Below are 13,608 nucleotides of genomic sequence, written 5' to 3'. Positions count from 1 at the left end.
GAGCCATGCAGCTCTGTGCGCTTATGCGGTATTAGCAGCCATTTCTGACTGTTATCCCCCTGTATAAGGCAGGTTACCCACGCGTTACTCACCCGTCCGCCACTAGAAACAATCTAAATCCGCCGAAGCTTCAATAAAAGGTTTCCCGTTCGACTTGCATGTGTTAAGCACGCCGCCAGCGTTCATCCTGAGCCAGGATCAAACTCTCTGATAAAATGTTTGATTCATTTACTCAAGACAACCGTTTGGCTATCTCTCGTTTTACTGCTTTTGGTTTGTTTAAACCGTTCTTTAAATGTAAAGAAATTTTCGAGAATCGTATGTGTTTCACTGTTTAGTTATCAAGGTTTGTTACGTCTGTCTCTCGGACAGCTCGTTTATTTTATCTCATTCTCAACTGCTTGTCAAGAACTTTTTTAATTTTTTTGAAGTGTTTAATCTTCAGAAAAATCAAAGCGGAGAAGGAGGGATTTGAACCCTCGCGCCGCGTTAACGACCTACTCCCTTTCCAGGGGAGCCCCTTCGGCCAGCTTGGGTACTTCTCCAAATTGCCCTACTTACTAAGTAGTTCTGATATTTATCTCTCTGTCGTTCTCAGCGACAGGTGATATTATATCTCGTATCTTTTATGTTGTCAAGTACTTTTTTAACTTTTTTCAAAAGTTTTTATTCTGTATCTGACCAACGGAGAGAGTGGGATTCGAACCCACGCGCCCTTGCGGACAAACGGTTTTCAAGACCGCCTCGTTATGACCACTTCGATATCTCTCCATATAATGTTTCCCAACATTTTTTGTGCTGTTTTGTCAGCGCATGATGTATTCTATCATCAAATATCTTACCTGTCAATAACAAATTTGATATTTTTTTCAAAAAATTGGACATATAGCTTCAATTTCTGCTATATGTCCATATTTACCAGGATTTTCACCCTGTTCTACTCTCTATTTTCCCTCAGAAATGCCTCCGCAACCACCAGATCTTCCGGTGTTGTGATCTTGATATTGCGATAAGAACCTTCTGAAAAACGGATTTTCACCCCGGTTTCATGTTCTGCTACCATGGCATCATCTGTAATTCCGGTCATTTCCTTTTGACGAATGCTGGTATATGCACCATAGATCAGCGGATACTGAAAGATCTGCGGTGTCTGGACAATCCATACACTGCTACGATCCGGAGTTTCACTTACATTACCTTCTGCATCTGATATCTTGACGGTATCTTTGGAAGGCATACCGACAACACTTGCACCGGTTTTGGAAGCTGCTGCAAGTCCTCTTTCAATGATTGCATTATCAATAAATGGTCTGGCTCCGTCATGGATCAGAACATATTCTGTATCTTTACATGCCTGAAGCCCCTCGTATACAGAATCATATCGCTCTTTTCCACCGCATACCACAGCGGAAACCTTTGTGAAGCCGTATTTTCCCACAATTTCCTCTCTGCAATAGGAAACATACTCCTCTCCTGTTACGAGAATGATGTCCCGTATCAGCGGACTTTCCTGAAAACAACGCAGAGAATAACAGAGTACAGGCATTCCGCCCAGCTCCATGAACTGCTTCTGTATCTTACTGTGCATTCTTTTTCCCTGGCCTGCTGCCAGAACAATAGCTGTGTTTCTGCATTCTCCCATGATAATTACCCCGGATTTCCTATCTTTCGCCAAGCTTCAGGTTGGGAACTGCATTAAGATCCCAGCTGTGGCGTGTTCCTCTGATATATTCATAATATGCCGCCACTCCGATCATAGCTGCATTATCTGTACAGAAGATCGGTGACGGACGGTAAAACTTGTAGCCGTGATCCGCACATGCCTTCTCCATAGCTGCACGAAGAGCCCCGTTAGAAGCCACTCCGCCTGCAATCGCAATTTTTTCCATGCCATGGTCAGCTGCTGCCTGCATGGTATGCTCCACCAGTACATCAACAACCGCTTTCTGAAAAGATGCCGCGATATCTGCACGATTCACTTCCTCACCTTTCATCTTCGCGCCGTTTAAGTAGTTGAGAACTGCTGATTTCACACCGCTAAAGCTGAAATCATACGGATTATCGCCAATTTTTGCCCGTGGAAACTCAATGGCCTCCGGATTTCCTTCTTTTGCCAGCTTATCTATCTTCGGGCCGCCCGGATAGCCAAGTCCGATGGCACGAGCCACTTTATCAAAAGCCTCGCCAGCTGCATCATCTCTGGTTCGTCCCAGGATCTCAAACTGCCCATAATCTTTCACAATAACAAGGTGAGTATGTCCACCGGACACGATAGCACAGAGAAATGGAGGTTCCAGATCCGGGTGCTCGATATAATTGGCTGAAACATGTCCTTCAATATGATGCACACCAACAAGGGGCAGATTTTTTGCATAAGCGATTGCCTTGGCCTCTGCCACACCTACAAGAAGTGCGCCAACAAGCCCAGGTCCGTATGTTACGCCGATCGCATCAAGATCATCCAGAGTAACTCCCGCTTCATCCAGAGCTTCCTGTATTACCTGATTGATTCTTTCTATATGATTTCTGGAGGCGATCTCAGGTACGACACCGCCGTAAAGTTTATGGATCTCGATCTGTGATGAGATTACGTTTGATAAGACAGTCCTTCCGTTCTTTATCACGGAGGCTGCTGTTTCATCACAGGAGCTCTCAATACCAAGAATTAATGTATCTTTCATTTTTCAGTCCTCTTCAAAATTCAGTTCCATACTTTTGCCGTCTTTTCCCGGCCATGCCTTCGGAAAGATCTCACGGACTGTATCCATGTAATCATCCGGGCGCACCAGTGACGGACTGTAGTGGGTAAGCCACATTTCATTTACCTTCGCATCGCGTGCCAGAGTTGCAGCTTCACGAAATGTCATGTGCTTGTAGCCTTTTGCTTTTTCGATCTTGTCGTCTTCCCCGTACATTCCCTCGCAGATAAAAAGATCCGAATCTTTTGCATTGCGCAAAATGGATTCCGTTGGTCTGGTATCTGTTGTATAGGTAAGCTTGATTCCTTTTCGCGGCGGCCCAAGCACCATGTCCGGTGTGTAGACTCTGCCCTCATCTTCTACTGTCTGTCCCTTCTGCAGAGGATTCCAGAATTTCAGCGGGATCTCATGCTCTCTGGCACTGTCCGGAGAAAATTTTCCCTGGCGGAGGATCTCGAGGGTATAGCCATAGCAGATTACATTATGGTTTACACGAAACGCAGTGATACGATAACCATTCAGTTCCAGAACTTCCTCCGGCTTCGTGATCTCTATAAATTTTATTTCAAAAGGCAGTTCCGGTGCAATAACGCGAAGTGCGTTCACCACACGCTCAAGCCCTCTTGGTCCTACAAGAGTCAGTGGTTCTGTACGATCCGCATTTCCCATTGTAAGAAGAAGCCCCGGAAGTCCGCTGATATGATCCCCGTGATAATGGGTGAAACAGATCACATCGATGGGCTTGAAACTCCAGCCTTTTTCTTTGATGGCTACCTGTGTTCCCTCTCCGCAGTCGATCATCAAACTGCTGCCGTTATAGCGGGTCATCAGAGCAGTAAGCCATCTACGCGGCAGCGGCATCATTCCACCGCAGCCAAGCAAACAAACATCTAACATTTTTTTCCTCTTTTCCTGTCATTACTTCCCATCTGTACGTGTCATAAGGACAGCGTCCTCCGTGGGGTCTGTATAATAAGCTTTGCGCAGTCCATCCTTCACAAAGCCCTGTCTCTCATAAAGCCTGATTGCAGTTTCATTCCCTGCGCGTACTTCCAGATGGATCATGGTAATGCCCCGCTCACAAGCCAGCCGCACCATACTCTCCATCAGGAAATTCCCGATTCCTTCTCTCTGGCGGTCTTTGCGCACAGCAACATTTGTCACATCGCCCTCATCCAGCACTGTAAGAAGTCCACAGTATCCCAGAATCTGTCCTTTCTCTTCCACAACAAGAAACATTGCATTATCTTTCATAAGGAATGTAAAAAATCCCTCTTTTGTCCAGGGAACGGAAAAAAGCTCTTCTTCGATCTCCATGACCTGATCCAGGTCATCTGCCAGCATCTCCCGCAAGATCATGCTTTTTCACCTTCTGCTTTCAGTTTCCCGGCACGTTCCCGCTCTGCCTGGGACACACGGAGATAGTCCGGCTTATGTTCAGCCGCTGTCTCTGTTCTGCCTTCTTTAACATAAAGAACTCCAAGTGCACCCACTGCGCCCGCTCTCTGTCTGGAAAGGTGAGCCGGTGCAAAAGAATACGGCACATTCAGCTTCTCTGCAATAATATCCTTAAATACAGGCACTCCGTCTCCCAGGAAAGTCACCGGCTCCTGCATTTCATTCAGCATGGAAAGAAGTTCCTCGATTCCCACTGCCATCTGGTCTTTCACAGTTGCAAGCTTATGATCCTCATAACGGTAGATTCCCGTGTATACCTGTTTTCTTCTTGCATCCATGATCGGACAGATCAGTCCATTTACATCATAGAGATTATATGCAAGTGCCTCCACTGTCGGAACTCCCACAAGCGGCTTATCAAGAGCAAGTCCAAGACCCTTGGCTGTGGCAGAACCGATACGAAGTCCTGTAAAAGATCCAGGTCCTTTCGCTACTGCAATGGCATCAATGGTTCCAAGATCAAGCTCTGTCATCTTCACGATCTCATCCAGCATTGGAAGAAGTGTCTGTGAGTGTGTTTTTTTATAATTAACCGTATATTCCGCTACCAGCGTCTCATCCTCCACAACGGCTACGGATGCCACGATACCGGAACTGTCCAGTGCCAAAACTCTCATTTTGTCTCTTCTCCTCTCTCCTCGATAGTAATCTTTCTGTAATCAAATCCCTTGTCAAGATCTTTCTCAATAGTAACTTCGATCCTTTTTTCCGGAAGGATCTCTTCGATCAGTTCTGCCCATTCGATCAGGCAGATTCCCTGCCCGAAAAAGTAATCATCGTATCCGATTTCTTCCATTTCTTCCAGATCTGCGATACGGTATACATCAAAATGATAAAATGGCAGACGGCCGTCTTCATACTCCTGGATAATGGTAAATGTAGGACTGTTCACAGGCTCTGTAATCCCAAGTCCTGCAGCCACACCCTGGGTAAAGACTGTCTTCCCAACTCCAAGGTCGCCTGTCAGTGTGTAGATCTGTCCCGGTTTCGCATTCATTCCGATCTTTCTTCCGGCCTCGAATGTTTCCTCCGGATCATGCGTTTCTATGATCATATTTTCCACCTTTTTCTTGCACAATTATTCTTTGCATATTATAATAGAGCGAACAGCGAAATACAATACTTTTTGAAAAGGAGTGCGAAAACTATGTCTAATCCTATCGTTACTATTACTATGGATAATGGCGATGTAATGAAAGCGGAAATATATCCGGAAGTTGCACCTAATACTGTAAATAACTTTATCAGCCTTGTTAAGAAAGGTTTCTATGACGGACTGATCTTCCACCGTGTTATCAACGGTTTCATGATCCAGGGCGGATGCCCGGACGGAACCGGAATGGGCGGTCCCGGATACAGCATTAAGGGTGAGTTCTCCCAGAACCGTTTCAAGAATGATCTGAAACATACACCAGGCGTTCTCTCCATGGCAAGAGCTATGAATCCGAACTCTGCCGGAAGCCAGTTCTTTATCATGCACAAGGCTGCTCCGCATCTTGACGGAAGCTACGCTGCATTCGGACAGATCATCGAGGGAATGGATGTTGTAAATGCTATTGCTGAGACAGACACTGACTACAGTGACCGTCCTCTTGACGAGCAGAAGATCAAATCCATGACTGTTGAGACTTTTGGCGTGGATTATCCGGAACCTGAGAAATGCTAAGAAGTATTTTTTCCGCAGGAAAACTGTAATTTGTAATATAAGTAAATCCCGGAAAATGGATAGTATATCGTAATATGATATGCCTGTTCACTTACCGGGATTTTTTATATTATCGGAAACTATGGCTATCCGAAAAATCAATATATCGACTATTTCTTATTTATCGAAAGTTTTCACTTCTCCATTGACTTTTGCAAAATAAAGCTCTGCATCTTTTTCAAGTCCGGCTCTTCCGTTGGTTCCTTCTGTGATTGCTTTCTTCACCTCTTCAATCTGGTCATCCGGTACAAGAAGCCTGAGAACCACTTTATCTGTGTATTCAGAATCCAGGATCGGAAGCTTTCTTTCTCCTGCTATGTACTGGATCTTTCCGATTCCTGTATAATCTGCTGTTACCTGAAGGGAGATCCCATGATGTTTTTCGATCACAGTACTTGCTGCAAGTCCGGCCTGCACAGCACCTGAATAGGCACGCACAAGCCCACCGGTTCCAAGAAGCACGCCGCCAAAATATCTTGTCACAACAATTGCCGCATTATAGATTCCTGCACCAAGAAGCACATCCAGCATCGGTCTTCCAGCTGTTCCGGACGGCTCTCCGTCATCGCTGCATCTGGTAGCTTCCCTGTTCATTCCTACAGAATATACATAACAGTTATGCCGTGCATCCCAGTATTTCTTCTTCATTTCTTCGATAAAGGCAAGTGCCTCTTCTTCTGTCTCCACAGGACGGACAGTTGCAATAAAGCGGGATTTCTTCTCAACCAGCTCCCCTTCTCCGCCTTCATATATGGTTTTATAGTGTTCCAGCATATCTTTTATGCCTCCGTTTTTTCTGAGTTTTCGTAACTTACAGTTACCTGTTTTCTTTATTGTATAATAATTGACAGCTTTGCGCAATGTATAAGATATCAATGACTACAGCAATTCTCAGGTTTTCTGTGACCTTCGCTCACACAAAACACCTCGCGGAATATCACTAGTGAATCAATGGTATTCAGATAACGTTTCCTGATTTAATATCGCGATTTGTGAAATTTTTTTTAAGGGTTTATTTAGCATTCCATATTTGATATAATGGAACGGATTATAAAGGAGGAATAACATGAACTACGGAAAAAGATCCACTTCTAAGAAGCGGAATGCTCTGATCTCCCGTACTTCCATGCTGGAAAAAAGAGCTCACGTTTCGTTTATCCGGGTTTTATTTACAGCTCTGATCGCTGTCTGCGTCATGGTTATCTGCCTTGGCATCGGTTCTTTCCGAGGCGTGATCGCCGGTGCACCTGATGTCAATGATGTGGATATTTCACCTCTCGGATATGCAACGTTCCTGTATGATGATCAGGGAACTCAGATGCGGCAGCTTTCAGCACCTACATCCAACCGTCTCCCGGTAGCTCTGGAGCAGATCCCGGTCAGCCTGCAGCATGCAGTGGTGGCTATTGAGGATGAACGTTTTTATGAACATAACGGTATTGATGTCCGGGGTATTGCACGTGCCGGTATGAAAGCAATCACAACCGGTAATTTTTCGGAGGGTGCCAGTACCATCACACAGCAGCTTCTGAAGAACAATGTTTTTACAGACTGGACTAACGAATCCACACAGCTGGAACGTTTTACACGTAAATTTCAGGAACAGTATCTTGCCGTGCAGATTGAGAAAAAATACAGCAAAGATGTGATCCTTGAGAATTACCTGAACACCATCAACCTGGGCGCAGGTTCCTACGGTGTACAGGCTGCATCCAAGAAATATTTTAATAAAGATGTATGGGACCTGAACCTTTCTGAATGTGCCACACTTGCAGGCATCACCCAGAATCCGACCAAGTTCAACCCTATTACAAATCCCAAGGCTAATGCCAAGAGACGTAAGGAAGTCCTGGATCATATGCTGGATCAGAAATATATTTCCCAGGATGAATATACGGCAGCATTAAATGACGATGTTTACTCCCGGATCCAGCTTGCACAGATGGAAAATACAGAGGAAGAAAGCACTGTCTACACATATTTTGAAGATGAAGTTACCAATCAGGTTATCAGCGATCTGATGAACATCAAAGGATATACCAAGACACAGGCTACCAACCTTCTTTACAGCGGCGGTCTGAAGATCATGACTACTCTGGATTCCAATATCCAGCAGATACTGGATGAAGAATATGCAGATCCATCCAACTATCCGGCTGATACTCAGTACGAGCTGGATTATGCACTGACTGTACAGACTCCGTCCGGAGAGCAGGTCAACTACAGCAAGGAAATGCTGCAGCTTTATTTCCGTGATCAGGATCCTGAATTTGACCTTCTTTTCAGTTCTCCTGAAGAAGGACAGCAGTATGTTGACCAATACAAAGCCAATATCCTTGCCGACGGAAGCACTGTTGTTTCCGAACGTGTCAACTTCGCCCCACAGCCGCAGTCTTCCATGACTGTCATCGACCAGCACACCGGATATGTGAAAGCCCTGATCGGCGGCCGCGGCGAAAAAACTGCCAGTCTTACCCTGAACCGTGCAACAGATACAACCAGACAGCCTGGTTCTACTTTCAAGATCGTATCTACCTATGCACCGGCTCTCAATGAAAAAGGGGATACACTGGCAACTACCTTTATGGATGAACCCTATGAATATCCGGACGGTTCTCCGGTCAACAATGCAAGCCGTAGTTACGGCGGCGAGACAACCATCCGTAAAGCGATCCAGAACTCCATCAACGTTGTAGCTGTTAAATGCCTGGAGCAGGTTACTCCTTCTCTTGGTCTTAAATATCTGGATGATTTCGGATTTACCACACTGGCCCACGGAACAGACGCAGATAAGGATGCCAACGGAAATGTATGGAGTGACGCCAACCTTGCAACTGCACTTGGCGGAATTACCAACGGTGTCAAGAACGTTGAGCTCTGTGCCGCTTATGCAGCTATTGCAAACAACGGAAATTATATCAAACCGATCTATTATACACAGATTCTTGATCATGACGGCAATGTTCTCATTGAGAACTCTTCTGTTTCCAGATCCGTCATCAAAGACAGCACAGCCTATCTTCTTACAAGTGCCATGGAAGATGTTGTCAAAAAAGGTACCGGTACAGCCTGCCAGCTTGACAATATGACAGTTGCAGGTAAAACAGGTACTACCGAGGATTACAATGACCTCTGGTTTGTAGGTTATACACCATATTACACATGTGCTGTATGGTCCGGTTATGATAATAATGAGAAGATTCCGGAAGATGCCCGCAATTTCCACAAGAATCTCTGGAAAAAAGTTATGAATCGTATCCACGAAGGACTGGAGGACAAAGATTTCGAAATGCCGGCAAGTGTTGAGAAAGCAAGTGTCTGCTCTGAGACAGGTCTCCTGCCGCGTGCAGGCTGCCCGACTATCACAGAGTACTTCGATATTTCCAGTCTTCCAACTGAATACTGTGATCAGCACTTCTATGAAAGCAGTTATGATTACGATGAAGACTACTATAATGAAGATACAGACACCGACTCAGCAGCAGAAGCAATTCCAAGCGCTGCTCCTGACAGCACGGATAGCACAGACAACGGCGACAGTACAGATAATACGGACAGCACAGATAATGGTTCCGGTGATAATACTGACGATTCCGGAAATGGCGATAATGGTGATGACTCTGGCGGCGGTGACACTGGTGATGATACCGGTGACGATGGCAGCGGTGATGACGGCGGCGGTTCCGAAGAGGACCCTGTAGAATATTACTGATTTCTAAAAAAATACCGGCTCCCGGATGTCAGATATTAATCTGATATCCAGGGGTCGGTATTTTTTTCAGAAATTCACACTTATATTCGTTCAATTACAGAACCATCTTAGCGGCACCGTAGATTCCGGCATCATTACCAAGTGTTGCGATCACGATCGGCGTATCTTTGCAGGATGAAAAAGTATACTCTTTGTAATATTTCCGGATACAGTCGATCAGAGGCTGTCCGGCCTTGGAAACACCGCCGCCGATCACGATAGTCTCCGGATCTGTCACACAGGCAAATATTGCCAGGGAGCCGCCAAGCTGCTCGCCTACTTTCTCCATCGTTGCCACAGCTACCGGATCATTCTCCTTAAATGCGTCCAGAACAGCTTTTGCAGAGATATCATCCATATCGCGGAGAACACTGTTCTCACCGGATGCTGCAAGTTCTTTTTTTGCCATGCGGACAATTCCTGTTGCAGAACCAAACTGCTCCAGACAGCCTTTGTTTCCACAGTTGCAGGACTCTGTCTCATGATGATCCACATTGGCATGTCCGATCTCACCGCCAGCTCCGTGATGTCCTGTTACAATCTTGCCGTCAACAATGATTCCGCCGCCGACACCAGTTCCAAGCGTTACCATGATCACATCCGAGGAACCTGCTGCTGCACCCTTCCATGCCTCACCAAGTGCTGCTACATTGGCATCATTTCCTGCTTTCGCGCGAAGTCCTGTCATTTCTTCCAGCTCGCCTACAACATTCTTATATCCCCAGTAAAGGTTTACTGCACGCGGTACTTCACCTTTGGAGTTCACTGGTCCCGGAACACCGATTCCAACACCTTCTACATCATCTTTGGAAATGCCTTTCTCTTCGATCTTGGCATTTACGGCCGCAGCCACATCCGGAAGGATCTGCTCTCCGTTATTATCCTTGCGAGTCGGGATCTCCCATTTCTCAACAAGAGTTCCGTCTGTGCGGAAAAGTCCGCATTTTACAGTTGTTCCGCCTACATCAATTCCAAAACAATATGTTCTCATTTCTTATCCCCTCTTATTCTTCGTCCTCTGGATTCTCTCTCTTCTTAGCAAGGTTTGCCTGCACACGCTTATACAATGCCTCTGCTGCATTGTATCCCATCTTCTTCTGTCTGTGGTTGACAGCTGCTGCCTCAACAATGATTGCCAGGTTACGACCTGGGCGAATCGGAAGGGAATGGCATACAACCTTGTTTCCAAGATATTCCGTATACTCCTCATGAAGTCCCAAACGGTCATATTCCTTGTCTCTGTCCCACTCCTCAAGCTTGATAACAAGGTCAATAGACTGTGTATCCTTAACGCTCTCTACACCGAACAAAGTCTTTACATCGATGATGCCGATACCACGAAGCTCGATAAAGTGACGTGTGATATCCGGAGCAGATCCTACCAGTGTTACATCACTGACCTTACGTATTTCAACAACATCATCACTGACAAGGCGGTGTCCACGTTTGATCAGCTCCAGGGCTGCCTCACTCTTACCGATTCCGCTCTCACCTGTAATCAGGATACCCTCACCGTAAACATCCACAAGTACTCCATGGATGGAAATGCAAGGAGCAAGCTGTACGCCAAGCCAACGGATGATCTCTGCCATAAAGCTTGAAGTTGTTCTTTCTGTCACGAATGTTGGGACATTATATTTAACAGCCAGATCGATCATATCCTGAGACGGACGTGTCATAGTACTGAAAATAACACATGGGATCTTGCTGGAGATGAAACGCTCATATTTAAAACGTCTCTCCTCCTCATTAAGCTGCATCAGGTACGTATACTCTACATATCCGATAATCTGAACACGCTCATTTGCAAAATGCTCCAGATATCCGGTAAGCTGAAGCGCAGGTCTGTTGATCTCTGCAGTCTTGATCACGATGCCTGACAGGTCGATTTCCGGAGTCAGATTGGTAAGCTCCAGTTCCTGTGCCATCTTTGTCAACTGTACACCCTTCATACTTTTTTATCTCCTTTTCACTGAAAGTTTGCATTCTCACTGCCGTTTTACCGGGGCGTGAGACACCTTATGTTTAATTATACACAATCATGATAAAAACTGCAATGCGGCATCAGGATTTATGGAAAAATTCATACACCTGACGGGCACTTCCTGTGTTCATGCTCTCTGTCTGTGCCAGTTCTTCCTCCGAAGCATCCCGGATATTTTCCACAGATTTGAATTTTCGAAGAAGAGCTTTCCTCCTTGCATCTCCGATTCCGGGGATATCATCCAGAACAGAATGCACCTGTCCCTTGCTTCTGAGGGAACGGTGGTATTCAATGGCAAAACGGTGAGCTTCATCCTGGATTCTTGTGATCAGGCGGAATCCCTCGCTGGATGTGTCAACAGGGATTTCCACATTGTCGTAATACAGGCCCCTTGTTCGATGGTGATCGTCCTTTACCATGCCGCATACAGGAATGCTGATTCCAAGCTTATCCAGAACTTTAAGAGCTATATTTACCTGGCCTCTTCCTCCATCCATAAGGATCAGATCCGGGAGCCTTGCAAAGCTGTCAAATTCACCGTTGCTTTCATGGGTAAATCTTCGGGTCAGAACCTCCTCCATACTTGCATAATCGTTAGGACCCTGAACCCATTTGATCTTGAATTTGCGGTAATCGCTGCGTTTCGGGCGGCCTTTTTCATAAACGACCATGGAACCTACAGACTCAAAACCGCTGATATTGGAGATATCGTAGGCTTCCATACGGACTACACCTTTAAGTCCCAGCCAGTCTTCTACCTCATGGACGGCGCCGATGGTACGTCCTTCTTCTCTCCTGATCCGCTCTCTGTCTTTGGAAAGAACCATGCGGGCATTTTCCAGGGCAAGTTCTACCAGTTTCTCCTTGGTACCTTTCTTCGGGACACGGATATGCACTTTCTGCTTTCTTCTGGCAGTAAGCCATTCTTCGATAATGTCCGCATCCTCGATCTCACTCTGGAGCATGATCTCAGACGGGATAAACGGTGTTCCTGCATAAAACTGCTTCAGGAAGCTTGAGAGCACCTGAGCTTTTGTATCGCCCTTTGCTACCCGGAGATAGAAGTGATCCCTGCCGATCAGCTTGCCATCTCTGATAAAAAATACCTGCACAACCGCATCCTGATCCCTAAGATCTTCACTCTCATCCATAGCTACTGCGATAATATCGCGGTCTTCCCGGCCATATCCTGTGATTTTCTGGCGTTCCCCGATCTTTTGGATACTGCGGATCAGGTCACGGGATTCCATTGCATCCTCGTAACGCATCTCCTCGGAAGCTTTCTGCATTTTCTCTGTAAGCTCGTCAATAGTGGCCTTGAAATCACCATTCAGAAAACGGACCACTTTACTGATGTTTTTACGGTATTCTTCCTGACTGATATATCCCTGACAAGGTGCATCACACTGCTTCATGTGATAATACAGACAAGGTCTGTCCTTTCCTGTATCTCTTGGCAGGGTACGGTTACAGGAACGCACCTGATAAAGCTTTCTCACCAGCTCTATCACATCTTTTACTGCACTGCCGCTTGTGTATGGGCCGAAGTATCTGGCCTTGTCTTTTTTCATTCTTCTGGCAAAAAGCACTCTTGGATATGGCTCATTAACTGTTACCTTGATAAAAGGATAACTCTTGTCATCTTTCAGCATGGTGTTGTATTTCGGACGGTGTTCCTTGATCAGGTTGCATTCCAGAACAAGTGCTTCCAGTTCAGAGTCCGTAATAATGTACTCAAACCTGGTGATATGCGTTACCATCTGCTCAATCTTTGCGCCTTTGTTGCGGCTGCTCTGGAAGTACTGGCGCACACGGTTCTTAAGGCTGACGGCTTTTCCCACGTAGATGATCTCGTCTTTTTCACCATGCATGATATAGACTCCCGGTTTCCCCGGCAGTTTCTTTAATTCTTCCTCAATTATGAACATATACTCTCTCCTGATGCTTATAACTGCTGTTTCCGGTATAATACTGCAAAAACCGGGATCACTCCCGGTTTTTGTATGACCTT

General features: G+C 45.8%; 12 protein-coding genes, 2 tRNA genes and 1 rRNA gene. 2 read left to right on the top strand and 13 right to left on the bottom strand.

Annotated elements, in window-relative coordinates; all coding sequences use genetic code 11:
• From HFM85_RS01465 to tsaE, 9 genes are all read right to left on the bottom strand, one after another.
• A 16S ribosomal RNA gene (locus HFM85_RS01465) occupies nucleotides 1-214 on the bottom strand; the annotation flags it as partial.
• Nucleotides 215-456: 242 nt separating this feature from the next.
• Nucleotides 457-545 (bottom strand) — tRNA-Ser (locus HFM85_RS01460).
• A gap of 140 nt (nucleotides 546-685) precedes the next feature.
• Nucleotides 686-771: transfer RNA gene (locus tag HFM85_RS01455), tRNA-Ser, on the bottom strand.
• A gap of 166 nt (nucleotides 772-937) precedes the next feature.
• Nucleotides 938-1,642, bottom strand: a complete 705-nt coding sequence (gene ispD, locus HFM85_RS01450; protein ID WP_173736919.1) for a 2-C-methyl-D-erythritol 4-phosphate cytidylyltransferase — start codon at nucleotides 1,640-1,642, stop codon at nucleotides 938-940.
• 19 nt (nucleotides 1,643-1,661) lie between these two features.
• On the bottom strand, nucleotides 1,662-2,681 hold the full coding sequence (gene tsaD, locus HFM85_RS01445; RefSeq protein WP_173736918.1) for a tRNA (adenosine(37)-N6)-threonylcarbamoyltransferase complex transferase subunit TsaD: 1,020 nt from the start codon (nucleotides 2,679-2,681) through the stop codon (nucleotides 1,662-1,664).
• A gap of 3 nt (nucleotides 2,682-2,684) precedes the next feature.
• Nucleotides 2,685-3,596, bottom strand: coding sequence for a ribonuclease Z (locus HFM85_RS01440; RefSeq protein WP_173736917.1), 912 nt, complete (start codon nucleotides 3,594-3,596; stop codon nucleotides 2,685-2,687).
• A 21-nt stretch (nucleotides 3,597-3,617) separates the two neighbouring features.
• Nucleotides 3,618-4,058, bottom strand: coding sequence for a ribosomal protein S18-alanine N-acetyltransferase (rimI, locus tag HFM85_RS01435; RefSeq protein ID WP_173736916.1), 441 nt, complete (start codon nucleotides 4,056-4,058; stop codon nucleotides 3,618-3,620).
• On the bottom strand, nucleotides 4,055-4,774 hold the full coding sequence (gene tsaB, locus HFM85_RS01430; protein WP_173736915.1) for a tRNA (adenosine(37)-N6)-threonylcarbamoyltransferase complex dimerization subunit type 1 TsaB: 720 nt from the start codon (nucleotides 4,772-4,774) through the stop codon (nucleotides 4,055-4,057). The genes rimI and tsaB overlap by 4 nt, the downstream gene beginning before the upstream one ends.
• Nucleotides 4,771-5,211 carry a tRNA (adenosine(37)-N6)-threonylcarbamoyltransferase complex ATPase subunit type 1 TsaE gene (gene tsaE / locus HFM85_RS01425; protein ID WP_173736914.1) on the bottom strand — a complete coding sequence of 147 codons (441 nt, stop codon included), beginning with the start codon at nucleotides 5,209-5,211 and terminating at the stop codon, nucleotides 4,771-4,773. Before tsaE ends, tsaB begins: the two co-directional genes overlap by 4 nt.
• A 93-nt stretch (nucleotides 5,212-5,304) precedes the next feature.
• Here tsaE and HFM85_RS01420 point away from each other — a divergent pair, with 93 nt between their 5' ends.
• Nucleotides 5,305-5,823: a peptidylprolyl isomerase gene (locus tag HFM85_RS01420; protein WP_173736913.1), complete on the top strand. Its 519-nt coding sequence runs from the start codon at nucleotides 5,305-5,307 to the stop codon at nucleotides 5,821-5,823.
• 156 nt (nucleotides 5,824-5,979) lie between these two features.
• On the opposite strand, the gene HFM85_RS01415 is transcribed toward HFM85_RS01420, so the two are convergent.
• On the bottom strand, nucleotides 5,980-6,636 hold the full coding sequence (locus HFM85_RS01415) for a YigZ family protein (RefSeq protein WP_173736912.1): 657 nt from the start codon (nucleotides 6,634-6,636) through the stop codon (nucleotides 5,980-5,982).
• Between the two features lie 292 nt (nucleotides 6,637-6,928).
• On the opposite strand from HFM85_RS01415, the gene HFM85_RS01410 reads away from it, so the two are divergent.
• A complete protein-coding gene (locus HFM85_RS01410) occupies nucleotides 6,929-9,574 on the top strand; it encodes a transglycosylase domain-containing protein (protein WP_173736911.1) in 2,646 nt (881 codons plus the stop codon).
• Between the two features lie 94 nt (nucleotides 9,575-9,668).
• Here HFM85_RS01410 and HFM85_RS01405 read toward each other — a convergent pair whose 3' ends face one another.
• From HFM85_RS01405 to uvrC, 3 genes are all read right to left on the bottom strand, one after another.
• Complete coding sequence (locus tag HFM85_RS01405) at nucleotides 9,669-10,604, bottom strand: ROK family glucokinase (protein ID WP_173736910.1); 936 nt, start codon at nucleotides 10,602-10,604, stop codon at nucleotides 9,669-9,671.
• Between the two features lie 13 nt (nucleotides 10,605-10,617).
• Nucleotides 10,618-11,565 (bottom strand): HPr(Ser) kinase/phosphatase, encoded by a 948-nt coding sequence (gene hprK, locus HFM85_RS01400; protein WP_173736909.1) that lies wholly within the window; start codon nucleotides 11,563-11,565, stop codon nucleotides 10,618-10,620.
• A gap of 112 nt (nucleotides 11,566-11,677) precedes the next feature.
• The gene (uvrC, locus tag HFM85_RS01395) at nucleotides 11,678-13,525 is read right to left on the bottom strand and encodes an excinuclease ABC subunit UvrC (protein ID WP_173736908.1); all 1,848 of its coding nucleotides are present in this window, start codon (nucleotides 13,523-13,525) and stop codon (nucleotides 11,678-11,680) included.
• Between the last annotated feature and the right edge of the window lie 83 nt (nucleotides 13,526-13,608).

The organism is Blautia schinkii (assembly GCF_013304825.1).
In the GTDB taxonomy this organism is placed as follows: domain Bacteria; phylum Bacillota; class Clostridia; order Lachnospirales; family Lachnospiraceae; genus Blautia_A; species Blautia_A schinkii_B.
This window is presented reverse-complemented; position numbering and strand designations above follow the sequence as displayed.